Origin of the sequence: Coleofasciculus sp. B1-GNL1-01 (assembly GCF_040220235.1) — a bacterium.
Classification (GTDB): Bacteria; Cyanobacteriota; Cyanobacteriia; order Cyanobacteriales; family Coleofasciculaceae; genus Coleofasciculus.
The window spans coordinates 38,659-64,118 of record NZ_JAVJTO010000004.1 but is presented as its reverse complement, the minus strand read 5'-3'; the positions used below and the strand labels follow the sequence as shown (position 1 = coordinate 64,118).

Below are 25,460 nucleotides of genomic sequence, written 5' to 3'. Positions count from 1 at the left end.
AGTCAATACTTAACCTCAGCCCTGAGTCACCGAATACCGTTGGCAGCTGAAGGACTGAAGGTGTACCGCCGGAACCTTTCTACTCTTGCTATCAGGACACTAAAACCGTGACCATTTTGGATGTATCAACACCGTTTCAATTGGTTGGACGGCAATCGCAATTCCAGCGAATCATCCAGGTTTTAGCCCATGAGGGCAACCTGTTGATTGTGGGAGTACCGGGAAGCGGACGGCGGAGTCTGGTACGGCTAGCGGCTCGGGAAGTTGGTGTGAAAATCCTGGAAGTTGACTGTATCCGGGTGACTGATGGTCAACGCTTCGTGCAATTGTTGTGCGAGAGCATCAATCAGACGTTTTTCAGTACAACGGCTCACGCTCTCATGCAAGAGTGGATTGAACACAAAGCGGCTGAATTATTTGTCCTCAACGATAGTAGACGAGGTAGAGCGCAGCTAAAACCTGTTCGGGTAAAGAGTCAACAGCAGCAATGGAAAGCATTTGAGGGATTACTGGAACTCCTACAAGAATTAGCCAAATCTACAGGTGAACGGGTGGTGCTAATTTTGGAAAGCTTCCCCCACATTCGCTCTTGGGATCGTCATAGGGTGTGGGAAAATTTTTTGAAGCAAGAGATCGAGCGTCAGACTCAGGTGAGTTATGTATTAGTAGCAACGATCGCAGAAATTAGCATTCATCCCGATGAACTGGGAAATAGCTTAGAAATCGTGCAGCTAGCCCCCTTAGCCAATGATGTGGTGGCGGCTTGGGCGCAGGAGGTTCTGCATGTCGAAGGGCTAACATTCGATCCGCGATCGCAAGCCTTGGAATTGTTTGTCAATGCGGTACAGGGACATTTAGGGGATGCTTCCGCACTGGTGCGACGCCTCCAGTCGGTGCGAGTGGCTGACGGATTAATCCGCGATCGCCACATCCAGCAGGCAATTCAAGAGCTATTATCTGACCTATCCATGGTTTTCGAGTCATTACTGATGCTGCTTCCGGCGAATCAGGCGCATCTGTTGGAATCTCTGGCATTAGATCCGACTGACAAGCCCCAAAGTCGCGATTATATTCACAAACATTACCTATCCAGAGGGGGGAGTCTCCAAGGCGCGATCGCGGGATTACAACACAAAGGCTTGATTTATGGCTCCGAGCAAAATTATCGACTGGCTCTCCCTCTGTTGGCGTTGTGGCTACGCCAGCGCTTGAGTTGATTTCAAATTTAGTACCATGCCTTCAGAATAGAATTGGAGGGGCATATACAAGCAAAGTCCGCAAGGTAAGGACTAACAAAAAAGGTTGGAAACCCACGTAGGTGGGTTTGGTTTGTATAGCTGCGATTTCTAATCGCCAAGTGCAAGAGTCTATTCTTTGCTCGCACCTTGAAAACAACATAGTTTGTCCCAGCAATCTGAGCGCCAACAAAATTTCCAGCCTGAAGCTCATCAATTATGGGTTGAATATCCTTACGAATCTGACGATAATGCTTGGAGAGGGATTTCAGCCGACGCTTAAACGGCAACGTAAATCGAACCTCAACAGCCGAATTTTCAGACATCAATTCCATCCCATAATTCAGAGATAGGGAACGTTTGCCCTGCTTTCACATAACGAAGGGAATCCTTCAAATCTGCTAGAATTTGCTCATTAGGTTCTGCTTCATCAATTTGTTCAAGCTCATCGGCAAAAGCCTGTAACGATTTCAGAAGCTCTTCCCAAACATTCAGAGGAACTAATACGCCAGTTGTTTCACCATGAACGTTGGTGACATATTGCACCAGCTCACGAACCTCCGCAATCGTCATTTCGCTGTCCTCACCGCTACACATAAATGATAGCAATCTGGTTCTCCTGTGCGGTACAACCAACTGTAGGAGCGCAAGGCTTACCATTCAACTTAAGCTAAAAAACTCCCATACCTAGAGACAGACCCCTTTCTGACCCTCCCTTGGGCAAGGGGAGGGAATAACGGAACTTCTGGTTTCCCCCTTACCCAGGATTCTTGAGTCTGTTGGAGGGAAGCGATCGCATTAGTGTTAAAGTACAGAGTTATTCCAACTGTTCCAATAGTTGACTAACCGATAAAACAGGTACGGTTGCATTATAAAAATCCTGTGTATCACGGGTAACAATTGCATCTAAAGTTTGAGCAATCGCACAAGCAACCTGCACAGCATCTTCAAAATCTCTTATACCAGATGTTAAAGCTACCTCCAATACAGCGCGATCCACTGGGCAAATTTCCATCACTGCCAGTGTCATAGAGACGACTTGGTTTGCCTGCTCAACGCTCTGAGTCTGTCTTCTCGCAATGTAGAAGATATCAGTTAGCGTTGTTGCTGTAACATAACCAATAACCTGCTCAGAACCAATCGCCTGAAATAAGGCTTGTGCATCTTGCAAAAACGGCTCTCGTTCCAGTAAATAATCTAAAATAACATTAGTATCGATCAGGACTCTCACTGGATATATTTCTCCACCCGACGTTCTTCCAAGATTGCCTGAATTTGAGTATCAGTTGGTGGTGGCTGATCAGTTTTCAACAATCCTCGCATCTGGTTTATCAGGGTTTTTCGGTTGGGTTGTGGATTGAGGGTATCTTGCAGAGATTGAATAATAGCATTGACGAGTGCAAGGCGATCATTCACGGATAACTTGAAAGCCTGTTCTTTTAGTTCTTGTAACGACATGGGAATGACTCCAGCTTTCTACAGATGCTAGTCATTATATAACGATTTCCGCGCTGATGCGGCACTTCGATAAGGGCGTAAGCCTAGATCCCCTACATTCAGGTGTACGGGTTTTATTGATCAATTATCGGCTCTTAAGGGCGAGTTTTGTTGTTCAGTTATCGGCTTTTACGTTAGATTTCATCCCTTTTACGTTAGATTTCATCCCTAAACCCGCCCCTACAATTAACAAACGTGCTATGGCATTTATTTACATAAGCGCTAATTTTAGTTACGCCGACTGACGCTCTAGTAAACTTGCTGCGCTTGCCAATCTTCACTCAGCACCAACTCCCTCAAATGCTTCAAAATTCCCACAACTCGATACAGATCATTCTCCTGTCGCAGGAGTGTAAATAATTCTGATAAGCCATAACTCGGTGTCTCCTGCTTGAGCAGTTTCACAAATATAAAATGATTACCATTTGTCAACAATCCAAACAGGGGAAGGGAACTAATCGGACTTGCCATCATGTAAAGTAAAGCTTGGGGTAAAGCTGTGAGTACATCTGCTTGTTTTGGTTTGGTTTCAATTGTGGCAACCCAAAGATTACGATAAAGTACCAGCAAATCGACTCGTCCTCGAATCACCTCATCTTCATCTTCAAATGTAATTTCTACCTGCTTTTCAGCCGCAGGAACAAATGGCGCACGACATAACCCTGCTATGGACAAAACTGGAGCTAACACAGCAATTTTGACAATTTCTTCGTGCAGTGGATACTTAGCAAGGCTGAGAAAATCTGCCTTAGCTTGATCAAGCCAATGCTGTTCATAGGCTGTCAAGTCTGGTGCTATACTCTGCCACTCTGGGAAAAAGTCATAGTCTTGAACCTGTACCAGGTTAAACCTTTCTTCTAGTTCATATAAAGCTAGATTGCTTGCCTGAATAACTTCAACCATAGAGCCTTTAGATGTGTGGTGCTATCATAACGTATGGTAATTGAGAGGGAACCTACTCAGACATTGGCAAAAGTAATGTATCCTCAATTTCCTGCCTGACTTCCCGGCTGACATAACAATCGCTATTTAGGCAATCCACCAGCAGCTTATTAGCGTTGTAATACTGCTGAACACATGCTTCCTCAGTATCGCTAAACTGCCAGTCTTGCCCAATGTTACGATGTTCCAGCATAGTATTTAATAGAGACAAAGTCCAACTTTGGCAGTCAAATTCACCCCAATCATTCCAGTTTTCTTCACCTTCATTTTCTGGATTTTTGGCAAATTCCAATGGCGTAGGTAATTGCTCTCTAAGAAAGAGTAATTCTTCTCTTAGTTTTTCCTCAAGGGGATACTGAAAAACAATATATAATTCGTCATGGAGGCTTATATCACTGTCCACATTCCATTTTTCTTTGACGTCGTCCCAAAATTGTCCATAAACCTTAGCTTGGTACTGATTGAGATCGGAGTCATCATCACCCAGTATAAATGTATCTTCCTTACCCAGATAAACCCCACCATCATCATAATAATTTCCGTCATTATCATAAAAACTCAAACTTTTTATATTAACAGAACGAGTAGCTTCTTCAATTATTTGAGAAGCTAATAAAGTTTTGAGCAACTCAAAATCAATTCCTAAATCATAAGCAAAAGCAAAATCAGGATCTATACTAAAGGCTAGCGTCGGAATAGGAAATTCCCGGACGTTAGCCTGATTAGAATCAATTTCTAATCTCTGTTCAAGAGCGAGGTAAAATGCTCTAACGGAAGCCAACTTAAATGGTACTTTAACTGATCGCGCCTTCTCATCCACCCAGATTAAAAACTCCTGTAACCTCTCATTTCCTACCAACAGCCTATCAATCTGAGCTTTCATCAACCGCAACAATGCATCTGCAGGGTCTAAACTTTGAGTCGTTAGCAAAAACACTTCCCGCCAGCGCTTCTCACCAACGTGACTTACCAACTCTTGCAGCGTCAGATCATCAGCAGCATAGGGATTGCAACTCATCACAATCTTACGGGCAGTGAAATACTCGTGAAAAGTCAGATGTGAGAAGGAATAGATACCTCTTGCCCGTTCCACTAACAGCCCATGCTGTGCTTCAATCGACTTCAATACGGCTGCACTATCTATTTCCAATGCTTCGAGATCAGTGCTAGCACCTGATAAATTTTGGATATATTCGCTGATGTAGCGCTCCAGTTGCCGTTGTTTAAAAAAGTAGTTTCCCTCTTCAAAAGTTGTTCGGGCAATTTGACTGAGTAAATCTTTTTTTCGCTTTAATGACAGCCCTTTGTAAACGTGATCGCGTTCAATATTGCGCTTAACATCCCATTTTTTCAGTAACACATCCACACCGTTTTCATATAGTTCAGCGCGATTGGTAGGAAAACTGCCGGAGTCTTCAAAAACTAGACATAGCAGTGTCAGCAATAGCGGATTCGTTGCCAGTTCTCGGATAGGTTCATTTTCCTGTAGCTTGTGCAGGAACCGTTCTGCCTTAATCGGGTCGTTTTTGCTACGGAACCATTTACCGGAAAAATCAGCAATTTGCTTGTCGTCAAAGTCAGCAATTTCTACTTCTGTGAATTTCTCAAACGTGTATTCCCGTGCCGCAATCCGGCAAGTAATGACGAATTGATTTTGGGGAAACTGCTGTGAAAATACGGTAATTTGCCGCAATACCCGATCGCTATCAGCATCTCTAACCTCATCCAAGCCATCCAATAAAATTAATGCTCTACCTGCACAGACCACATTTTGTAAAGCGGGGTGCATCAGGAGTGACTGATCAAGGTACTCCAGCAAATCCGGATTCCCATCAGTTTCGGCAAAGTCTTTTAATGTGATGAATACCGGAATCCTTTCTGTCTGAAACTTCCCGCCGATGCACTGAATCGCCAGATGCTTCAGGAACGTCGTTTTTCCCGCACCTGGTTTCCCAAGAATCATCAACTTGGAGAATTGCTCAACCGCTTCCAATCCTGGAATGCGCCTTGCTCTGACATTACCCAAGCAGAAGCGATCAAACTCCTCTGGAGAGGTATCCCGCATCAGATCCGCTAATTCCAGTCCTCTCGTTTTCGTCAGTTTTTCCAAGATATTGACGCTGGTGTAGATTTTGCCTAAACCAATCGGCTGGCTCATATCCAGTACCCGCATTGTGCCACATCGCTCTCGGATGGTAGGCTCGACCTGCTTACGGATTTCTTGGACTAGAACATCAATGTCAGAGTCTTGGTTCCGGTTTGGCTCTGTTTCAAGTTCATCATCTTTCTGTGCGATCGCCTGCCAATCCAGCTTCAACTTTTCGCAGATGCGGACAAATAGTTCGCGATCAACAGGCTTACCCTTGAAAAACTTACCGATTGGTTGACGAGTGACTCCTAATGCATCTGCCAATTGCTGCTGAGTCAGACGACAGCCAATGAGCGCTGTTTTTGCCGTCTTTCTGCCCTCTGGAGAAGCCCTAAGCGATCGCTCAACCATAGCCTAATAGTAATCTTTTACTTAATTTTAGCGACATCAAGCAAAAGTCACCCATAGCGCATACACAACTCACACACGCCAAAAGCCTTGCTTTTACTTCATTTCAGCGACTTTAGAAGAGTCAACAAACTAGCAAGGTTATTGAAATGGTTGAAAATATCTTAGTTCTGGCTCTAGAGAAGTCTGCCGAAATCGTTCTGGTACTGCTGGTCGAGAAACTCTGGGCGTGGGTGCTGCGCGATCGCAAGCTTCAACGTGTCAGTAATTTTGCGAAAATGCATATTTTTATTCTCTATCTCGATTGGGTATTACTCAAAACACCGCTTAAATCTATTCCCGATCAACCAGAAGAGAAATAAATGCTCACAAGATTCTTGTGGGTTGGGTAGAGTGTAAGTATTACTGTAATCTCTCCATATCTCGTTAGCAACGGCTGATTTTTTGGTTCGACCAGCGTTTGATCGGAAGTTTAACCAGTCTGTCTTTGTGAGCTGCTTGCTTTTTTTGCAAATCATTAAAAATAGCTTTCAAATCATATTGAAATGAGCAAGCATATTCTTCTCGATATTGGTGAATTTCTTCCAGAATTTCATTTTTGTACATACCTAAATCTCCTCCTCATATCCGATAATGACTCCTTATCCTACCGCGTTTTATCTTTGTTTCGAGGGTGTTGGGTTTTCTTTCGTCAACCCGACCGACCAAGGTGACATGATCGCTCTCCCCTCATCCTCTACCTTTCCCTCAAATCGGCAAATCCCGCCGAGGATTAAACCGTTCAATTTCTAACAACTTCTGATACAGTTCTCGCGCTTGCGGAGTTGGCGTTTTCGGCACTACAATTTGAATTTCAACTAACTGATCACCCCGTTCTCCTTCTATAGGATACCCCTTATTCGCAAGGCGTAATCGTTGACCGGATTGCACCCCCGCCGGAATATTCATTTTCACGCGCCCATCCAGAGTCGGTACGTCTACAGGCGTTCCTAATACCGCTTCGGCGGCTGTCACGGGTAACTGGCAAATAATATCTGACCCTCTCAGCTTGAAGAACGGATGGGGCGAAACCGTAATAATTAAAAATAAATCCCCACCCGCGATTCCCTGACCCTTGAGGCGCACTCGCTGATTCGTGACCATGTTTCCGGGTAATTCGACTTCTAAGGATCGACCATCTTCGAGGCGAATTCGCTCAATTCCTCCGGTATAGGCTTTTTCTAAAGGTAATGTTAATCGCGCCTCTACATTTTTCGGCTGGGCGCTAGAATTAACTCGATAAGCGGTTCTACGAGTTCCAGGACGAAACGAATCTGAGGACTCAACTCGGCTTCCTGTCCGTTCTGTTCCCATACCAGGACGAGGCGGACGGCGTCCTAGAAGTTGTTCAACAAAGCTGTTAAAGTCACCAAACTCACTATAGTCCACTTCTTGGCTAGAAGTACGCCCCCGACCATTACGGGAGAAGGCGGTTCTGACTGGACTGGTTTTCGTCGCCTTACGGGTAAATCCTTTCTTCTTAAAGAAGTTGCCAACCTGATCATACTGCGATCGCCGACTGGGATCAGACAGGACTTCGTTGGCTTCGTTAATATCCTTAAACCGTTCTTCAGCCTGTTTATCCCCTGGATTCACATCTGGGTGATATTTACGGGCGAGTCGCCGAAATGCCTTTTTTATCTCATCATTGGATGCATCGGGGGTAACTCCTAAAATCTCGTAATAATTCCGAAAGTTTTGCATTGTCAGTCATTTGTCATTTGTCATTCGTCATTTGTCATTCGTCATTTGTCATTCGTCATTCGTCATTTGTCATTTGTCAAATAGGTCTCGCCGTCAAAACTTAGTCGGGGCGGGTTTTGCAGCCAAGCTAGGAACAACAATCAATATTAGTCCCTAAACCCGCCCCTACACAATCACGCGCCATGCCCTCTTTCGGAAGTGAAGGGTCAACACGATTTAAAACCAATCATCATCCTCTTCATCCCAATCATTTTCTAAGGGGGCGGAACGGACATCGCGACGGGAATAACTTCTTGGTCTTTCGTAATCGCGTCGGCGACTGGATCGACCTGTCCCTACACCGTAATCATAAGGATCACGGGGTTCACGTCGTCTGGGTTCCCAATAGGCGTCCTCTTCGTCTTCTCCAGTGAAGACACGGCGAATTGAGCCAAAAAAGTCATCATCCTCATCGTCGGCGTAAGCTAACCGTACCTCCCGTTTGAGTTCATAGAGAGTATCTTGTAAATCTGACTGCGCCCGGTCAATCCCCCGATCATCATTTTGGGCGATCGCGTCTCGCAGTTCCAGCACCAAGGCTTCAATCCGCCGCCGATACGCACTGGCAAATTGAGTGCCAAAATCCAGGGTAACTTCTTTGAGTTGACGTTCCGCATCCGTCGCCATGGTTTCGGCGCGATTGCGCTTTTCTACCCGTTCCCGACGTTGACGATCTAATTGGGCGTTTTCCTCGGCGTCCCGAATCATCTGTTGCACTTGCGACTCATTTAAGGTCGATGCACCTTGAATTGTCACACTTTGCTCCCGTCCTGTGGTTTTATCCAGGGCGGTTACCTGTAAAATCCCATTGGCGTCAATATCAAACGCCACTTGCACTTGGGGAACCCCGCGAGGCGCAGGCGGAATCCCGGTCAGCTTAAACCGTCCCAGGGATTTGTTATCACTCGCCATTTCCCGTTCCCCTTGCAGAACATGAATTTCCACCAGGGTTTGATTATTTTCGCTGGTGGAAAAGATATCCGATCGCCGCACCGGGATCGTCGTATTCCGGGGGATCAGCTTTTTCATCACCCCACCAATGGTTTCCAATCCCATCGATAACGGCGTCACATCCAGCAACAGCACATCCTTAACTTCATTACTCAGGATACCCGCTTGAATGGCGGCGCCGACGGACACTACTTCATCGGGATTCACATTTTGATTCGGTTCTTTGTCAATCAAACTCCGCACCAATTGCTGAACTAAAGGAATGCGAGTTGAACCTCCAACCAAAACCACCTCATCAATCTGTACAGGCGTCAATCCCGCATCTTTGAAGGCGCGTTTGAGGGGACGACGTAAACGACTGACTAAATCCCCACACAATCCCTCAAATTCGGGACGAGTCAGGCGGGTTTCCAGATGCTTGGGTCCATCAGCAGTGGCGGTAATAAAGGGTAAATTAATCTCCGTCACCCCCACCCCCGAAAGCTCAATCTTGGCTTTTTCGGCGGCTTCCATCAATCGCTGTAAGGCTTGGCGATCGCGGCGTAAATCTACCCCTTCGGCTTCCAGGAACTGTTCGGCTAGCCAATCCACAATTTTGCGGTCAAAATCATTTCCCCCCAACTGGGTATCGCCACTGGTGGCTTTCACCTCAAAAACGCCATCCCCCACATCTAGAATCGAGACATCAAACGTACCCCCGCCCAAATCAAAAACTAAAATCGTCTGACTATCTTGGCGATCCAACCCATACGCTAGGGAAGCGGCGGTTGGTTCATTGAGAATTCGCAACACCTCCAACCCCGCAATCCGCCCTGCATCTCGTGTCGCCTGTCGTTGGGAATCATTAAAATAAGCGGGAACTGTAATTACCGCCCCCGTCACCTCTTCACCCAGATAGCGAGTCGCCTCATCCGCCAACTTCCGCAGTACCATCGCCGAAATCTCTTCCGGGAAAAATTCCTGCTTCAGCCGAGGACAGCGAATTTTAATCGCGTCTTCTGGATCACGGCGAATCGTATAGGGGACGCGCTTCGACTCCGGATTGAGTTCACTATATCGACGCCCCATAAATCGCTTAATCCCATAAAACGTATTTTGGGGATTGAGAACCCCTTGGCGGCGTGCCATTTGTCCGACTAAGCGTTCCCCCTCCTTGCTAAACGCCACCACAGAAGGGGTTGTCCGCATACCTTCTGCATTAGCAATGACAACCGGCTTGCCACCCTCCATGACGGCTACCACAGAGTTTGTTGTCCCTAGGTCAATGCCGACTACCTTGCCCATGCGTGCTTTTGTCTCCTCTCGCTGTTAATGCCAAATCGCTATATACAATAACTTTAGAGATTTTAATGGATAGTTGACCAGAGGCAGTGCGATCGCTGGTCATTTTACCCATTCTATCGTGAGGAAGAGGGGGAGCGGAGGTATTCCAGGAACAGGGGAAGCAATGTTCCAGACATGCCATGGCGCGTCTGGGAGCAGAGGATCGTAGGTTTGCCCCTTAGAACGAAACCCAACATCGCTCATATCTATCTGTCAATAATCGCGAAAGATTGACGTAAACCTGGCAATTGTTGGGTATCGCGATCGCTCCACCCAACCTACGATAGGTCTATCGTACCAAGGCGCGATCGTCACCCACCACTGGCTCATTCACCTGGATGGAAAATCTGGTTGACCGTTAATTCTCATTCGGGGAATGTGGGAGAAATAATACGGTCATTGCCACGAAACTGCTGTAATTCGTATTCCCCATCCACCATGGTGCAAACCGTGAACGTTGGCTGCTTGGGTGAGCCAATGTAGCGCCGCAATTCGTAGCGGTTCTCTGAAATCTGTGGATACTAATCCAGGAATTGATCGATTGAGACTGGTGTTTTATCAATCACTGCAATCATATCGTTATCGTTGGGTATCGCTGACGCTCCACCCAACCTATCGTCTACACATTTGGAAGTTGGGTAGAAAAATTCACTGAAGATGAATGTCACGCTCCTGTTAGGCTGGTGGGCAATGCCCACCCTACTATATATTATATCAAGGATTTTGGCGTTCCAAAACTGTTTATTTCAGTGCCATTAACCTTAACATAGACATAAGCAAAATCAAGCTGACCGATGGATTGGAGCAATAACAATGATCGCGATCGCGCAAAAACCCCTGACCTTTGAGGAATTTCTCAACTGGGATGACGGCTCCGGTAGGTCATTCGAGCTTGTCCAAGGAGTTGCTATGCCTCTCAGCGAACCCACAGCCAAACATGAAGACGTTGTTGATGGGCTTTGTCGTATCCTAATCAACCACTGCCAAGACTTGAATCTGCCTTATGTTCCCCGTCAGAGCAAACAAGTTCGCTTGAATAACGCCCCTGGTGAAAATGAGTCCAGTCGTAAAGCCGATATTGTCGTATTCGCCAAAGACGAATGGCAAAGAATGCGTCAAAGTTCAGCATCTGCGGCAGCATACATACCACCTCCCCTGGTGATTGAAGTTGTCAGCACCAATTGGCGGGACGATTACCGGATTAAATTAAATGAGTACGAAACACTCGGAATCCCGGAATACTGGATCGTCGATTATGCCGGACTCGGAGGCGTTCAATATATTGGATCTCCTAAACAACCCACGGTAACGATCAATCGTTTGATTGACGATGAATACCAGGCAGCGCGATATCAAGGAGACGCGACAATTCTGTCTCCTTGGTTTCCTCAGTTAGAACTAAGAACGCTTCAAATTGTGGCAATGACAGAAGGGTAATAGTACACCTAAATGTAGGGAAACGTAGGGGATAAATGCTTGCAATCTCACCGAATCATAGAGGGCGACCCGACCAAATCGAGACGACAAAAGTTGTTCATTTATACAAGCGGGTCGCCCCTACAAGCGCCCGATATTACCAATGAAAAATGAAAATAATCTAAATCCAAGAACGGAACCACATTCGCAGTTGATGACCCTCAGGAGATAGAGGTAATCCTAAATAAATCGGTAACCAAAAGACAAATGCCAACAGAATTAAACTGATAACCGTTATCGCCGCGATTTGCCAAGATTCTTGCTCCCGATGTAGCCAACGGTCAATTAGCCAAGCTAACCCTAACCCGGAAAACACAGAAGCTCCCATATAGTGGTATAAAAATGTACAGCGACTGACCCCAATCCAAGGGAGTAACTGAGCTAACCAGTTAAGACCTAAATAGAGGCTAATATAATTCACCGTTGTGGGTGGAAAATATCCACACATTCCTGACCAAATACGCTGTAGCAACAGCAACAGTAACAATAAAATTGCTGATGTTGATAGCCACCAAAGGATAGGATTTCCCATCGCATGAACATCATAAATCACCTGACCATATCCTTTGGGTAACGGTGGGTAAGTCGGGACTTGTTCGCGGGTATTTTGGGCAGTTTGGTAAAAGTAAGCCACAGGTCGCAGCATAATTAGCCAAGTGTACCATTTAGAACAGTAGGGATGAACATCGGGTCCACTACCGATTTTTTCGTGAAACGTCAAAATTCTATAGTGGGCTTCCCAAAATCCGGGTTGGGGATTCATAATTAGGTGGGGAATCCAAAGCAAGCTATACGTCAACGCCGGAATTATGGCAAAATTTACTAAAAATTGAATCCCGTTTAATTGAGTTAAATTAACTAAGGAAGTTTTAAGTATTGAGTGTTGAGTGTTGACCCTTCGCTTCGCTGGAGTGCATGGTTTGTAGGGGCGGGTTTCACTACTATTGTCTCTTTTTGACCCAGATGCAATTAAACCTGCGTCAACCCAAGGTTTAAACTTTGAACTATCTCCTCTCCACTGAAGCAACCCAGCCATCCCCCACAGTAGATAAACCCCGAATAAAAACCATAAGCCATTCCATTTAATACAAGCAGATGCGCCGAAAAAAGCCCCTGATAATGCCAAAATTATCCAGCGTTTCGACTGAGATTGATTGAGTGCGATTAACAAACATAAATTCCCCAATAATCCCAAAATAACCAAATAGACATTATTCAGGGCGTAGCGAGACTCAACTAAAAATAGACCATCCGCCCCAGCTAACAAAGCGGCGATTAACGCATAGCTGCGACGCCGATTAAGCTGATAGGCAATTCCGGCGACAACTAAGGGGATAAACGAACCCGTGAGCGCATTCAGCCAACGATAACTCCAGGTCGATCGTAATGAACCCGCCAAACCATTCATGGACGGCTGATCCCAGGGTAAATGAGAACCCAGCCACATCCCGATCGCGATAATATATTGGCTCAAGGGCGGGTGAGCATTGAAAAACTCTGTTCCGGTTAAGTAATTATTGGCAAATTTGGCGTAATACACCTCGTCAAATACCAGCGTATTAAATCGACCTAATCCCCAAAATCGGAGTAGGACTGAGGCTAAAAAAATAGCGATTAATCCAAGACGAAACCAATATTTTGATAAGTGATATAATTTATAATTTCCAATCATATAATACTAATGGCTAAATCTTAGGGCATCTCAGGCGACACTTATGAGTCATCATGATCCAAATCAGAAGCATTCCCCGGCTAATCCGTCTGGACAACCAGCGAAACAGCCGGGAGTTTTGGCTAAATTATTTAAATTTGATCGATACCAAACCACCATCCGCATAGAACTATTGGCAGGGTTCACCACCTTTATGACGATGGCTTATATCTTAGTCGTGAATCCGGGAATTTTATCCGATGCCATTTTTTTACAAGCATCAGGAGATTTGTTTAATGAATTGGTCATCGCCACAGCACTTTCTGCGGCAATTGCTACCCTAGTTATGGGATTGTGGGCGAATTATCCCCTTGCCCTTGCCCCCGGTATGGGACTTAATGCCTTTTTTACCTACTCGGTGGTATTGGGATTAGGTATCGACTGGCGAATTGCCCTTTCTGCTATCTTAATCGAAGGGTTGATTTTTATTGCCCTAACCCTGTCAAATGTCCGTCATTTAATCGTCAAAGCGATCCCCGATTGTCTGAAACGGGCAACGGCGGCTGGAATTGGCTTATTTATCGCCTATATTGCCTTAAGTGGGGCGGGGATTATCGCTGCTGATGCGGTGACGAAAACGAAATTAGGGGACTTGAGTCAACCTTCGACATTAATTGCAATCGCGGGTATCCTAATTACCTCCGCATTTGTCGCCCGTCGCCTCACCGGGGCGCTGCTATGGGGGATTTTGGCAACGGCGGCGCTAGCCTGGATTCTCGGCGTGTCTCCGTTACCCCAGGGGATTATTGGTGTTCCTGAGTTACCCGTGGATTTAGTCGGAGTTGCGATCGCGGGATTGGCTAAAATCAATCAGGTGAATAGCTGGGATTTCCTGGCGGTGGTGTTTGTGTTTCTGTTTGTGGATTTATTTGACACCGTGGGTACGCTGACTGGGGTGGGGATGCAGGCGGGCTATATTAACGAACAAGGGGAATTGCCTAGGGCGAATCAAGCATTGATGGCGGATGCGGTGGGGACAACAGTAGGGGCGGTTTTGGGAACCTCGACGGTGACGACGTATATTGAGTCAGCTTCAGGGATTACGGAAGGGGGGCGCACGGGGTTTACGGCTGTTGTTGTGGCGTTTTTGTTTATGGGTTCGATATTTTTTATTCCGTTACTTTCCGGAATTCCGCCGTTTGCCACGACGCCAGCATTGGTAATTGTGGGAGTATTAATGGCGGGGAATTTGCGGGGGATTCACTGGGATGATCCAGCAGAATCAATTCCTTCCTTTTTAACGATTTTAATGATGCCATTGACGTATTCGATCGCGGAAGGTTTGGCGATTGGATTGATTACTTACCCGTTAATTAAAGGCTTTCAGGGGAAAGCCCAGGAAGTCGCGATCGCGGTGTGGGTTTTGGCGGGGATTTTTGTGCTGCGTTTTATCGTGATGGCGATGAATAGTGGTGGGTAAGCACTGACTAAAGCCCTGAACTCAAGTTCGGGCTAAAAGCTAAAACCCGTTAAAACGGGTTAAATTATAGCGCTTCGCGCTGGTCTAGTTACACTTTGTTTGTACAAACATCCCATCTGGACTCAGTTTCAGGTACGGGAGTTGTAAATACACGCCTAGCGATTTGCTATAATTACCTAATAAGCTTGATTTTTACTTTAAGCTTAAAGAGAATAAATTCCTTTTCTAGTGTCCAAGTTAACGATATTTCTCTTAAGTCAACAATATTCGTTTTAAGTCAATGATATAGCAATCCTAAATAGGATGCAACAAGCGAAATGCTCGAAACCCAGGTATAGCAAGGGTTTCATTTTTGAAAATTGCCACAACCTAAATAGGATTGCTATATGACAACTAACAAAGGACAAAGGATAAATAACGAAGGACAAAGGAAATCAATTGTGGTTTAAGTCTAGCGCCAGTATGACCTGTGATAATCCAGAGTAGGGCGCGAATGCTATCACGAAGAATCCGTAGCCAGGATTCAGGGGGTTGGTTGGAGGGTACGGCGACTGGGGTGAAAGTGATGCTTTGGCTTCCAAGGACAAGAGTCGCGATCGCTTTGGCTCTAGGGATATGATAGTCTGAGGTGATTAGGTAGATATGTTGGATTTGGTGGCGTTTGAAGTCAGCCACTAGGGAGGTAAAATTGGTGACGGTATCAACAGCGCGATAGTCGAGATGAATGCGCTGGATCGGAATATTGGCGTTTTGGAAAATAGCATACAAAACGTCTGGGGGTGAACCACTAGACACCCAGATATCTAGGGAGGGGTGAGTTTGGGCAAATTGGGCGGTGAATCGTTCGCGATCGCGCCCACCGCCTAAGGTTAGAATAGCTTGGGGATGAGGGGATTGGTATTGTGCGATCGCCAGCCGCAGGGGAATGATACTCAGTAGGATCAGGATCAGAGTAGCGCTGGTTAAACAGCATCTCCATTTAAATTGATGACGGCAGATTTTCACCAGAATATTTGTACTAGCGGGATAGGGGGAAATGTCACTGATTTGACGGCTGATCAATAATTACTGAGATGATCCGGCAAAGGTTTCCCCTCGATTATTGCAGTATAGACAGAAATCAGATTTTGAGCGATCACCTTCCAGGAATATCGATGACTCACCAAGCGCTTGCCATTCTCGCCGAGTTCATGGCGTAGATGAGGAGAGTTTAGCAAAGTCGCGATCGCATCAGCAAGAGTCTCAACATCTCCCTCTACAACTAATCCCGCGTTGGCTTCAGCAATTTCGGGTGAAATTTGTACTCCCGGCGTAACAATCACGGGTAATCCCGCCGCCATGGCTTCGGCTACTGCTACTCCGAAATTTTCGGAAAAAGAAGGGAGGACAAAAATATCAGAACCTTGAAGGAGTAAGTTTTTATCTTCACCCGTAACAAAACCCGCAAATGATGTATATTTCACTAAACCAAGAGAGGCAACTAATTTTTGTAGATGATTCACATAGTCTGGTTCACCTGAACCCGCCAATATCAGGTGAAAATCATAGTTTTGAACAGTGAGTTTGCTAAGGGCTTGGATTAACAAACCGGGACGCTTTTTATAGTGCAGGCGAGATAAAAACAGTACAATTGGCTTTTGATTCGGTATTCCATAGCGATGACGTAAATTCTGTTTAGCTTCCGGGAAATCTGGAAGTAAGTTCACCCCTAGAGGAAGGGTAACGGTGGGAGTTGGAATGCCAAAGTTACGCACATCTTGGGCTTCACTAGCTGATGTGCAGTGAATAGCAGCAGAACGGTTGAGATTGCGACGTTCAATTAGGAAGGTGTATAGTTGTTTTTTTAACCTACTTTGCTCCAATGCCCAAGGGCTGAGTTGACCCATGGTACGGACGGTATAGGGAATTTGATACCAGCGAGCGATCGCACCAGCACAGGTGGAGGCGTAGGAGAAAAGATAATGGTTGTCTAGGATATCATAGTCCTGAATATGCTGCCACAACCATTGAGTCAGTGCTGTCGAAAAGATAAACTCTTTTAAAGGTGGAGAAAATCGCGGCAGAAACCAAACAGGAACCTGTCTATATGTAATGCGTTGATTTAATGGTACATCTAAAAGTCTTGCACCGTTGTCATTAGTGGTGACAATTTCAGCATCAATACCCCATTTTCGCAATACTTGAACTAAGTTAAGTACAACCTGTGTAGGACCCCCTAAAGCTGGACTAACGGAGGGAATAACGTGTAGAACTTTCACCTATTGCACTCCCAGTTCCGTTGTTTGGAGTAATTCTGCCAAAGTTTCTTTAAAGCGCTCAAACCCATAAGTTTTGATAACTTTCTGGCGCAGTAGTTCAGGTTGATAAAGGAGGGGATGGGGATAGATACCTTGCAAGATTTGAATGATGGTTTTGGTTATCTCCTCTATATTATCAGGATCGACCAACACACCCAATTCTCCTTGACAAAGTGCATCGATTGCTCCATCCTGATTGCCACCAATGGTAGGCTTACCACAAGCTAGGGCTTCTAGGTAAACAATGCCAAATCCCTCACCTTTACTGGGCATAGCAAACACATCACAAAGATTATAATGATCACACAATTCCTCATCGGGAACAAAGCCCGTTAAGGTAACACAATCTTGGAGGTTGAGGCTGGTGATGAGTTGTTCAATGCGGGCGCGATCGCTTCCCTTACCAACTAGGATATAGTGAACATCTAGAATTTTATTACGAATTTCCGGTAGGGCTAGCAGAATCTTATCATATCCTTTGTATTTCTCGCTACTGTCTAATCTAGCTACAGTCAAAATAATCGGTTGATTTGCTGTCAGTCCATACCGTTTTAGTAAATATTGAGGTTTAGAAGTAACTTTAAATTGATCGGCATTTAAAGTACAGGGTAAAAGTGAAATTTTAGCTGGGTCGATATTTTGCTCTTTGAGGAGGCGATCACGGGTGTAACTACTGATGGAAAGGATGTATTCGGCATTAGCTAGAGCAGTCTTTAGGGCTGGACGCTCAATATTCCAAGCATCTACACCATAAACTATTATCCAATATGGAACTCCAACTATACATTTTAGCCAATAAGCAACTGGCGTGAAATTGACATGACCTGCTATAATTAGAGTTGGCTGTTTCCAGAATCCATAAATTAAAATATTAACAGCAAATATAAATGTTCTTAATGGCAAGAATAATTGCCCATAAAAGTGAAATTTTGTATTTCTATAAAATGGTATTTTTGAATACAATCTATTATCGTGTTTCAGGAAAATATGATAGTTTTTATTTGGAGCAATTTGCTGCATTACCTTTATGAAGGTATCTAAAAACAATTGGATGCCACCTTTGAAATTAAATATATTAGGACTCCATAAATGTATTTCTTTCATTTTTTTAGTTTTTTTAATATTTAATTGATTTTTAACGTAGGAGGATCAAGACAAATAAATATAAATATTTTAATCAAATAAAATCTTCTGCACTATAGTTGCCATTTTTTTGCGGTAAACTTTCCATGTATTTTCTTCGGCTTTACAATGAGCGGCTTGTGCCATACGAGCCAACTCTAGGGGATGACTATAGCACCACTCCAGTTTTTCCTTTAAGGCTTCTACGCTTCTAATAGGTATAATAAAACCTTCTACACCATTGGTAATGATATCAGAGCCTGCTGTGTTAGGTGTAGTAATTACAGGAATACCACAAGCCATTGCTTCTAAGAGTACTAGCCCAAACCCTTCAACTAAGGATGGAAAAACAAAAACACTAGCAGCACTGTAGTATTGATTTAACGAGTTATGAGGTACAGAGGGAATATAGCTAAAAGCATCACTATACTGAGCGAGCCAGCCTTGAGGAAATTCGTTAATTCCAACCAACAACAACTCGGCTTCAGGTAACTTTAATTGCTGCCATGCTTCTAGTAAATAGTGAACTCCTTTTCGGGGACTAACACGACCCACAAATAAAGCTCGGAACAGTTTATCCGATTTGGGTTTAGGTTGAAAATAGTCAGTTGGCGCACCGTAGGGAATAATACTAATTTTTTCAGATTTTACACCAACCTCTAGTAAAGATGTTTTAGTAAATGAAGATGCTACAAATATATGATCAGCTAACTGGACTTCCTGCTCCTTACGCTCAATCTTCCAAGCAGGCTCCTGAATCGCTTGCAGTGCTGGTGCTAACTCCGGAAATCGTTCGGCTTCTTCCAATTGGATAGCTCGACTCAAGCGGTAAAAGGGAATAGGTAGATCATATAAGCACAGGATGCCTCTTTGCTTAGCAGTTTGAAACGTAGTAGCTGCACCATCTTCGTAACCGTAAACAGCATCAAGGTTTTGAAGATGATACTTAGCAACGTGGCGATCTAGGCAAGCATAAACCCAATCGATAGGTCCATGTTGTCCAAAGCCTAAACGCTGACCAAGACCTGTTTTTACCAGGGCTACTCGTAGGATTTCTCGCCAGGGATGGGTTCTTATTCTTATAGGTACTCCATTTGGAGATATCCAAGTGCGCCGTCCTAGTTCTTGGACAATAGATTTCCTGAGTTGTGAGGGAAATAGTCTTAAGTAAGATGCAATAGTTCCTTGAGGATTGTAAATAAACGTTGTGATTACTTCCTCTAGTAAACCCGCTTCCGCTAAAGCGATTGCCGCATTGCGAGCAAAGGGATTACTGGTTGGATGAATGAGGGAAATTTGGGATTTGACCATGGAATTTAAACTGTTGGTGGTACTGTTGCCAACTTTCTATCTGTTCCAGTCTAGGCAACAAAAAGATGAAGCCCGCCAGAAACCAGTAATAAATCGAAAATGTGTGATTAAAAACTACTTGTCCACGGAGATTGATGGCATGGATTAGAAAGGCAGCAAGGGCTAATTGACGCAAGAATGGTATTTTTAATTTCCATACAAGTAAACCCAAATATACCACTAGACTAGCTCTTAAAGCATACCACAGAAAAAAACCAATAGGACCAATTTCTAATGAAACTTTACCCATTTCTCCTTCAAATTGGGTAGGAATTAACTCTCCTCTTGGCAGATCCAGAGCTGCACGCAGGGCTGGCGTCGCTTGGTGAGTTGCTCCCGTACCATAGCCATCCAGTGCTTTATACTGGAAAAATTCAAACGGTTGTGTCAAGTTTCTCTGAATGCGTTCAGGCAAATCTTGGTTAGAAGTAGTGCGCATCCAAAATACCTCAATAGCTGGTTGGAACCAAAAGGTAACAGCCAGAGAAATGCCAAGGATGGGTACAAAGAACCGTTTGATTAAGCGCACAACACCTGAAGGCAGAATAAAGGCTCTGATACCAAAATAACCAAACAGAAACAAAATCTCAGAGATGATCAAACCTCGTGAACCCGTCATAAAAGAATTGACCACTACTAAAAGCAGCTCAGTAATATAGATAGACTGCCACCTGCGAGATTGTTTGAGGGAAACTAGAGGTATTAGTAAAGCAAAACAGACTAATAAATAGACAGAGAAACCGCTGAGGTAGGAAAAAGTACCGGTCACTCGGACAATACCCGTTCCTCCTCCAAATGTGGCAACATCTGCCACGTCTCCGGGGGCGTAGACATTAATTGGACTCGACGGTGGACTAAAGAATTGGGCAATTCCCAAGATGCCCACAGGAATCACTAGTAAAAGGTGTGAACGCAGAAACTGTTCTAGTTCTCCCCTTGATTGAAACAGATTTGGTATTATCCAAATTAAGGGAATATAAAGCAAGTATCCTCTGAGTCCAAAAATGCCGACAACCAGCGACCCTAAACTGGGATTAAAAGCTTGAAATATACACCAACCTGTAACAAAAAAAATTAGCATATTTATCCATAAATTTTTAACCCGGGATTGTCTAGTAGATTTTAAAAATCCAAAGTAACTCAAGTAAGCTCCTAAAAGTAGAAAATCTTTCAAGAAATATATCAGGTCGCTCGCTTGCGGAAATATCCATTTTCGCAATGCTCCTTCAACCACCAAAATGAATAAAACTGCCTTAACGGTGTGACGCCAGTTAAGGGATGAAATATAGAATATAACTATAGCAGCTAACAGACCGATTAGCAATTTCATTGAACAGCAGCCTCAAGAACTTGTAAATATGCTTTTGCCACAGTCTTTTTCTTGTAGCTTAGCAAATGCTTGGCGGCTTTTGCTCTGTAAGTTGCAATTTTATCGGGATTTTTCAATAAATCCAACAGAATTTCGGTTAATGCGTTGACATTCCCATTGGGGAAAGTGAGTCCACAAGGACCAATCATATCTTTTAAACCTCCCCCCTCTGATCCCACAACAACGCAACCACAGGCAATTCCTTCCGTAGCCACACCTCCTGAAGGTTCGTTCCACCGTGAAGGAACAATCATAATCTGATGTTCATTGAGTATCTCTACCAGTTCTTCGCCAACCTTTGTACCCATAAAATACACTTGCTCTTGGATTCCCAAATCTATAGCTTTTTGATGCAACTTATACTCTTCGGAACCTTGACCAATAATTGTTAACTTAGGCTTCAATCCACTATCTCTTAACTTAAACAGTGCCTCCAGTAACAATCCTACGCCTTTGTCCGAAACTAACCGTCCCAAAAAAATGAGTTCTTTGTCTCTATTAATTTCAGGAATGAAACGGAATAAATCATCAAGATAAGGACTAGGAATCACAGTAGAAGGATATCTTAAATGAGCTGCGATTGCTTTACTGACTGCAGTCGATACCGAAAATCGGATAATAAAATGTTTCAGACGCCCCCTCAAGGATGAATGACTAATACCAACAGAGGGGAGCCAGGATAAATGCCGAATGATCCAAGGTTTTCTAATTATAAGAAGCGGCCAAGCATCCCTCAAGCTGATACCATTATGAAAATATACATCGCACCAATGGACAAGTTTAAGTAACTGTATAGGATTGGGTTGGCGAATGACATCAAATGGAAACAGGGAACCATCTGCAGCGGTATTACTACCAATAGTTTGGGTGACAACTTTAACTTCTTGTCCCAGGTTTATAAATTCACGAGCCAAAAGTTCTGCACTTTTCTGACTGCCACCTAAGCTCGGATGAAACAACCTGGATGAGAGCAAAATTTTCATTGATTGACTTGTAAAATTTCTGAATAAGCAGTATAGCAATTTTAAATAGGATGCAACAAGTGAACGGATTGAAACCTAGGTATAGCAGGGGGTTCACTTTTGAAAATTGCCACAACCTAAATAGGATTGCTATATATACATTATCAACTTTAATTATCCATAGTAGCGGTATTTAGGAGGATTAGTGTCAATTGTTTTTTATTAATTTGCCTTTTAACTCAACCATGGATTGATAAATATTCGTGGTTTTCTCATCATAGTAAATGGAAAAATTGTTTTTATTTTTTATCTCTTTGACTCTCTGATTGCGAAAATATATAATTTTTTGACTGTCTATATTGGTTAATGAAGAAATTGCATCTGCCCACATTGTATCATTTTTATCTACCAACTCCTCGTAACTTACTGCCACCCCACCAAAAACATTTAATGCCAACATTGCCGTACTATTAATTTCATAATACTTTTTCACTAAATCAGGCATAGATACTCCTTTTTTTAAATACTCACTCAGGCTAAAACTTGTAAATTCTCTATAAGATAAAATTACCTTAGGACTATAGCCTAACCTGGGGATAAAATGAATCAACCAAACTGCATTTGGATACTTGGCAAACACTGCCTCTTGCCAAAGGAGCAATAATTCCCTTTCCATCCTAATTTCGCAAAAGCGACGCAATTGGTCTGAAAGGAAAGCTGCCTTGTGCGATCGAAAAAACCATTTGCAAGCACAAATAAGCTTAGGATGTTCATAAGCTCCGGAGCTTCTATTCCATGTTAATACACTAGGTAGATTGAAGTCTGCTCCTGCATCCGCTAGAATAGCGGCTAATAAGCTGGAGCCGGAGCGTCCAGTGCCTACAATTAAATATCTGTCCTTATCGTTTAACATTAAAACCTCAAAAACAATTTTCGTCTTATGCTTTATGTTTTACAGATCTTTCTATCGCCTTGACTAAAGCTTCTACATTCTCGCGAGGCGACCAAGTTTTCATTCGTTGGTAAGCGGCTTCTCCCATCCGCTTTAGTCGCTTCTTATCCGGCAACAACGATTGTAAAATTGCTGCTAAGGCATCCACATTACCACAAGGGTATACTATTCCAGTTTCGCTAGGATGGATAAGATCATAACGGGCACCGACTTGATCACTCACAGTAACTGGACAACCACATAGCATTGCCTCGTTTACAACTACACCAAATGGTTCATATTCCGAGGGCAAAATAAACAAATCAGCAGACCGATAGATAGAGGGCATGTGAGACTGATTGACAAAGCCAAGGAATTTGACTCTCTCTGAAAGCTGCAACGCTTTAGCTGCTGCTTCCAATTCTATTCGCAAAGGACCTTCGCCAGCAAATACTAGATAGCTACCAGAAACATTTGCTTTGGCAAAAGCTTTTAATACATCCCGGGGGCGCTTCCAAGGTTGGAGTTTAGCACAAAACAGCACAACAACTGCCGCTTGAGGAATATCCCACTGTTGCCGCACCACTTCTCGGTTTACTTGTTCTGACTGAGTGATCCACCATTGATTGTCAACCACATAAGGCGTTAGTTGCACCCTTTGTTGAGGAATGCCCAGAGAAGACATCAGTTTCAATCCCCCAGATGAAAGAACAATAACGATATCTGCTAGGCTAAAAATCTGAGGCAATAGCCACTTCTTTATCTGAACTTTCCACAATTGATTGTCTCGGGTACTTAATTCATGAGCATCTGTACCAAACAGAAGAGCCATTTCCTGAGTTTTTGCTGCTGCTGCCACAATCCAGAAGCTGGCATAGGCATAACCTGTATAGGCAACTACAGCGTCAAAACTATTTGTGCGTACAAGCTGCCATAGCCCCAGATTTATCAGTCCGAAAAAATTACCTAACCTTGGTTTTGGAGATTGGTTGGGTAGATAAATCCAAGGATAACCATCCAGCAATGGAATGTCCCATGCTACTTCTATCCCAAATTCCGAGTCTATTCCCGGTTCTGCTCCTTGTAAGCTACAATAGGCTACTAGTATATCCAGTTTTGGATGCTCTGCCATTAAACGAAAAAGCGGCACCGCATATTGAATTGGATGAGAAACAACAAAGAGTAATCGGTATCTATGCTCACTCATTTTAGGCTCTCTTAGACTGGTTATGGCAAATTAACAATTTAAATGAGCTTAAACCCTTAAATAGCAAAGGATCTAACAAAATAAAAAGCCTATTTTATTTAATAAAATTGCTTTTTTAAATCTCCATGATGCTTGCGTAGCAAAGATTGTGGAGATTTTTTTGTAGTAATTTATCATAGTTAGTCTGAAAGAGCCTCATTTTATTTCCTTATTGTGAACTTTGATTTTTTAGATGGGTGGCATAAATATTTGCTTGTAACGACAAGTTATGGGTTTGATACCAGGAATAAGCATTATTGGTGATTTGTTGTAAGTCTATTTTATTTGGTAGCTCTCTTTCCCGATGATCAACCACCCAGTAATGTTTTCCCAATTCAATACCATCTGTTGGCAAGGCACTACCTCGGCAAATTATAGGCAATACCCCGTGAGCGCAATAGGCGGCAAAAATTGTTGATTTTGCCAGGAAGTTAGGGTTATTATCCAATAAACCTGCTGCGGAATTCAAGAGGATACAACTTATTTGCTTGGCTGGCTGTTGTCCCTTCTCAACTATCGTCAGGTTATTGACAGGGGATAAAGCCAGACCTGTAGGTTGTCCAATATCCCAGATTTCCTCCACCTCTAACAGTTGACAAGCTTTGCTTAGTTGTTCTTGGCACTCTTTGTAAACCCTGAGCCGTTTACCTCGACTTCCAAATATCACTAGTCGTTTGCTACGCTCTGCTAAAGGGAGTATCTGAGTCGGCTCTCCAATCGTTGAAAAAATTGGTAATGTAGTAACTGAGATATTTTTACTACGGCTAAAGGTATTGAGTATTTCTGCGTAACTTTGTTTGCTCGTGAAGCAGTGAGTACTTATCTGAGTAAGGCAAGCGGCTAATTTTCTTTGTAGGGGAGATAACCAGAAAGCGCTTGTCCAGGGGAGTCCAGAAGCGTAGACTTCATGGAACATCGTCACAAGGCATTTATTGATACCAGAAGCACACCACTGCTGCAATCCCTCCACCAACCAGAAAGGGCAACCTCTTCTGGCATAACCATAACCGACGTAATGTAATAGTACTGTAGCTTGGTTACTCGGTAAGAGAGATAACAAAATAGCATCCGAATGCTTAGTCACCTGGCTGATGGAAAAACCTTCGAGGTGCGTAGAACCTTGCCAATTAGGATCTCCGACAACAAAATGGGTTGTGATGTCAAAATCTTTATGGAGTTGGTAAGCAAGATTAAGCGCATAATCTCCTACACCACTAATTGCTGGGGGCAGGTAAGGGATAATTTGGATAATTACCATCAGTTTTTAATTTTAACTTGAATTACTCAATTTAATATTAGATTTTATCTACGTTTCAGGACAAGAAAAAGTTCCAGCTATTTTTGGTATA

General features: G+C 43.7%; 23 protein-coding genes and 1 pseudogene. 4 read left to right on the top strand and 20 right to left on the bottom strand.

Features of this window, described 5'->3' with window-relative positions:
• Positions 1–107: 107 nt before the first annotated feature.
• Positions 108–1,217, top strand: a complete 1,110-nt coding sequence (locus tag RID53_RS00490; RefSeq protein WP_446386255.1) for an AAA family ATPase — start codon at positions 108–110, stop codon at positions 1,215–1,217.
• An 8-nt stretch (positions 1,218–1,225) separates the two neighbouring features.
• Here RID53_RS00490 and RID53_RS00485 read toward each other — a convergent pair whose 3' ends face one another.
• From RID53_RS00485 to RID53_RS00460, 6 genes are all read right to left on the bottom strand, one after another.
• Positions 1,226–1,561, bottom strand: a complete 336-nt coding sequence (locus tag RID53_RS00485) for a hypothetical protein (protein ID WP_446386254.1) — start codon at positions 1,559–1,561, stop codon at positions 1,226–1,228.
• Positions 1,554–1,808: a hypothetical protein gene (locus tag RID53_RS00480; RefSeq protein ID WP_446386253.1), complete on the bottom strand. Its 255-nt coding sequence runs from the start codon at positions 1,806–1,808 to the stop codon at positions 1,554–1,556. The genes RID53_RS00485 and RID53_RS00480 overlap by 8 nt, the downstream gene beginning before the upstream one ends.
• 244 nt (positions 1,809–2,052) lie before the next feature.
• Positions 2,053–2,466, bottom strand: a complete 414-nt coding sequence (locus RID53_RS00475) for a PIN domain-containing protein (protein WP_446386252.1) — start codon at positions 2,464–2,466, stop codon at positions 2,053–2,055.
• A complete protein-coding gene (locus tag RID53_RS00470) occupies positions 2,463–2,693 on the bottom strand; it encodes a hypothetical protein (RefSeq protein WP_446386251.1) in 231 nt (76 codons plus the stop codon). Before RID53_RS00470 ends, RID53_RS00475 begins: the two co-directional genes overlap by 4 nt.
• A 288-nt stretch (positions 2,694–2,981) precedes the next feature.
• The gene (locus RID53_RS00465) at positions 2,982–3,635 is read right to left on the bottom strand and encodes a restriction endonuclease subunit R (protein WP_446386250.1); all 654 of its coding nucleotides are present in this window, start codon (positions 3,633–3,635) and stop codon (positions 2,982–2,984) included.
• 52 nt (positions 3,636–3,687) lie between these two features.
• Positions 3,688–6,174, bottom strand: a complete 2,487-nt coding sequence (locus RID53_RS00460) for an NACHT C-terminal helical domain 2-containing protein (protein ID WP_446386249.1) — start codon at positions 6,172–6,174, stop codon at positions 3,688–3,690.
• A 146-nt stretch (positions 6,175–6,320) separates the two neighbouring features.
• Between RID53_RS00460 and RID53_RS00455 the strand changes: the two genes are divergently transcribed.
• Positions 6,321–6,533, top strand: a complete 213-nt coding sequence (locus RID53_RS00455) for a hypothetical protein (protein WP_446386248.1) — start codon at positions 6,321–6,323, stop codon at positions 6,531–6,533.
• A gap of 64 nt (positions 6,534–6,597) precedes the next feature.
• Here RID53_RS00455 and RID53_RS00450 read toward each other — a convergent pair whose 3' ends face one another.
• The 4 genes and pseudogenes from RID53_RS00450 to RID53_RS00435 form a co-directional block, all read right to left on the bottom strand.
• Positions 6,598–6,777, bottom strand: a complete 180-nt coding sequence (locus tag RID53_RS00450) for a hypothetical protein (RefSeq protein WP_446386247.1) — start codon at positions 6,775–6,777, stop codon at positions 6,598–6,600.
• Positions 6,778–6,918: 141 nt separating this feature from the next.
• Positions 6,919–7,914: a DnaJ C-terminal domain-containing protein gene (locus RID53_RS00445; protein ID WP_446386246.1), complete on the bottom strand. Its 996-nt coding sequence runs from the start codon at positions 7,912–7,914 to the stop codon at positions 6,919–6,921.
• 216 nt (positions 7,915–8,130) lie between these two features.
• The gene (dnaK, locus tag RID53_RS00440) at positions 8,131–10,188 is read right to left on the bottom strand and encodes a molecular chaperone DnaK (RefSeq protein WP_446386245.1); all 2,058 of its coding nucleotides are present in this window, start codon (positions 10,186–10,188) and stop codon (positions 8,131–8,133) included.
• A 404-nt stretch (positions 10,189–10,592) separates the two neighbouring features.
• Positions 10,593–10,715, bottom strand: a pseudogene (locus RID53_RS00435) (Uma2 family endonuclease); the annotation flags it as partial.
• A gap of 325 nt (positions 10,716–11,040) precedes the next feature.
• On the opposite strand from RID53_RS00435, the gene RID53_RS00430 reads away from it, so the two are divergent.
• Positions 11,041–11,664 (top strand): Uma2 family endonuclease, encoded by a 624-nt coding sequence (locus RID53_RS00430; protein WP_446386244.1) that lies wholly within the window; start codon positions 11,041–11,043, stop codon positions 11,662–11,664.
• Between the two features lie 160 nt (positions 11,665–11,824).
• On the opposite strand, the gene RID53_RS00425 is transcribed toward RID53_RS00430, so the two are convergent.
• Complete coding sequence (locus RID53_RS00425) at positions 11,825–13,375, bottom strand: dolichyl-phosphate-mannose--protein mannosyltransferase (RefSeq protein ID WP_446386243.1); 1,551 nt, start codon at positions 13,373–13,375, stop codon at positions 11,825–11,827.
• Positions 13,376–13,418: 43 nt separating this feature from the next.
• On the opposite strand from RID53_RS00425, the gene RID53_RS00420 reads away from it, so the two are divergent.
• The gene (locus RID53_RS00420) at positions 13,419–14,834 is read left to right on the top strand and encodes an NCS2 family permease (RefSeq protein WP_446386242.1); all 1,416 of its coding nucleotides are present in this window, start codon (positions 13,419–13,421) and stop codon (positions 14,832–14,834) included.
• 393 nt (positions 14,835–15,227) lie between these two features.
• Here RID53_RS00420 and RID53_RS00415 read toward each other — a convergent pair whose 3' ends face one another.
• The 9 genes from RID53_RS00415 to RID53_RS00375 all read right to left on the bottom strand — a co-directional run bounded on the left by RID53_RS00415 (position 15,228) and on the right by RID53_RS00375 (position 25,369).
• Positions 15,228–15,833, bottom strand: coding sequence for a YdcF family protein (locus RID53_RS00415; RefSeq protein WP_446386312.1), 606 nt, complete (start codon positions 15,831–15,833; stop codon positions 15,228–15,230).
• Between the two features lie 59 nt (positions 15,834–15,892).
• Positions 15,893–17,092: a glycosyltransferase gene (locus RID53_RS00410; RefSeq protein ID WP_446386241.1), complete on the bottom strand. Its 1,200-nt coding sequence runs from the start codon at positions 17,090–17,092 to the stop codon at positions 15,893–15,895.
• Positions 17,093–18,235, bottom strand: coding sequence for a glycosyltransferase (locus RID53_RS00405; RefSeq protein WP_446386240.1), 1,143 nt, complete (start codon positions 18,233–18,235; stop codon positions 17,093–17,095).
• Positions 18,236–18,304: 69 nt separating this feature from the next.
• The gene (locus RID53_RS00400) at positions 18,305–19,564 is read right to left on the bottom strand and encodes a glycosyltransferase family 4 protein (protein WP_446386239.1); all 1,260 of its coding nucleotides are present in this window, start codon (positions 19,562–19,564) and stop codon (positions 18,305–18,307) included.
• Positions 19,524–20,933: a hypothetical protein gene (locus RID53_RS00395; RefSeq protein ID WP_446386238.1), complete on the bottom strand. Its 1,410-nt coding sequence runs from the start codon at positions 20,931–20,933 to the stop codon at positions 19,524–19,526. The genes RID53_RS00400 and RID53_RS00395 overlap by 41 nt, the downstream gene beginning before the upstream one ends.
• Complete coding sequence (locus tag RID53_RS00390) at positions 20,930–21,955, bottom strand: glycosyltransferase family 4 protein (protein WP_446386237.1); 1,026 nt, start codon at positions 21,953–21,955, stop codon at positions 20,930–20,932. Before RID53_RS00390 ends, RID53_RS00395 begins: the two co-directional genes overlap by 4 nt.
• Before the next feature lie 187 nt (positions 21,956–22,142).
• A complete protein-coding gene (locus tag RID53_RS00385; RefSeq protein ID WP_446386236.1) occupies positions 22,143–22,847 on the bottom strand; it encodes a hypothetical protein in 705 nt (234 codons plus the stop codon).
• Positions 22,848–22,872: 25 nt separating this feature from the next.
• A complete protein-coding gene (locus RID53_RS00380; RefSeq protein WP_446386235.1) occupies positions 22,873–24,072 on the bottom strand; it encodes a glycosyltransferase family 4 protein in 1,200 nt (399 codons plus the stop codon).
• 208 nt (positions 24,073–24,280) lie between these two features.
• Positions 24,281–25,369, bottom strand: coding sequence for a glycosyltransferase family 1 protein (locus tag RID53_RS00375; RefSeq protein WP_446386234.1), 1,089 nt, complete (start codon positions 25,367–25,369; stop codon positions 24,281–24,283).
• Positions 25,370–25,460 lie beyond the last annotated feature (91 nt).

Excerpts from the sequence above, each read along its gene's own strand:
- RID53_RS00480 (WP_446386253.1), bottom strand. The coding sequence starts at position 1,808 with ATGACGATTGCGGAGGTTCGTGAGCTGGTGCAATATGTCACCAACGTT.
- RID53_RS00390 (WP_446386237.1), bottom strand. The coding sequence starts at position 21,955 with ATGAAAATTTTGCTCTCATCCAGGTTGTTTCATCCGAGCTTAGGTGGC.
- RID53_RS00420 (WP_446386242.1), top strand. The coding sequence starts at position 13,419 with ATGAGTCATCATGATCCAAATCAGAAGCATTCCCCGGCTAATCCGTCT.
- RID53_RS00380 (WP_446386235.1), bottom strand. The coding sequence starts at position 24,072 with ATGAGTGAGCATAGATACCGATTACTCTTTGTTGTTTCTCATCCAATT.
- RID53_RS00375 (WP_446386234.1), bottom strand. The coding sequence starts at position 25,369 with ATGGTAATTATCCAAATTATCCCTTACCTGCCCCCAGCAATTAGTGGT.
- RID53_RS00430 (WP_446386244.1), top strand. The coding sequence starts at position 11,041 with ATGATCGCGATCGCGCAAAAACCCCTGACCTTTGAGGAATTTCTCAAC.
- RID53_RS00460 (WP_446386249.1), bottom strand. The coding sequence starts at position 6,174 with ATGGTTGAGCGATCGCTTAGGGCTTCTCCAGAGGGCAGAAAGACGGCA.
- RID53_RS00405 (WP_446386240.1), bottom strand. The coding sequence starts at position 18,235 with ATGAAAGAAATACATTTATGGAGTCCTAATATATTTAATTTCAAAGGT.
- RID53_RS00385 (WP_446386236.1), bottom strand. The coding sequence starts at position 22,847 with ATGTTAAACGATAAGGACAGATATTTAATTGTAGGCACTGGACGCTCC.
- RID53_RS00465 (WP_446386250.1), bottom strand. The coding sequence starts at position 3,635 with ATGGTTGAAGTTATTCAGGCAAGCAATCTAGCTTTATATGAACTAGAA.
- RID53_RS00485 (WP_446386254.1), bottom strand. The coding sequence starts at position 1,561 with ATGTCTGAAAATTCGGCTGTTGAGGTTCGATTTACGTTGCCGTTTAAG.
- RID53_RS00445 (WP_446386246.1), bottom strand. The coding sequence starts at position 7,914 with ATGCAAAACTTTCGGAATTATTACGAGATTTTAGGAGTTACCCCCGAT.
- RID53_RS00450 (WP_446386247.1), bottom strand. The coding sequence starts at position 6,777 with ATGTACAAAAATGAAATTCTGGAAGAAATTCACCAATATCGAGAAGAA.
- RID53_RS00395 (WP_446386238.1), bottom strand. The coding sequence starts at position 20,933 with ATGAAATTGCTAATCGGTCTGTTAGCTGCTATAGTTATATTCTATATT.
- dnaK (WP_446386245.1), bottom strand. The coding sequence starts at position 10,188 with ATGGGCAAGGTAGTCGGCATTGACCTAGGGACAACAAACTCTGTGGTA.
- RID53_RS00400 (WP_446386239.1), bottom strand. The coding sequence starts at position 19,564 with ATGGTCAAATCCCAAATTTCCCTCATTCATCCAACCAGTAATCCCTTT.
- RID53_RS00455 (WP_446386248.1), top strand. The coding sequence starts at position 6,321 with ATGGTTGAAAATATCTTAGTTCTGGCTCTAGAGAAGTCTGCCGAAATC.
- RID53_RS00425 (WP_446386243.1), bottom strand. The coding sequence starts at position 13,375 with ATGATTGGAAATTATAAATTATATCACTTATCAAAATATTGGTTTCGT.
- RID53_RS00470 (WP_446386251.1), bottom strand. The coding sequence starts at position 2,693 with ATGTCGTTACAAGAACTAAAAGAACAGGCTTTCAAGTTATCCGTGAAT.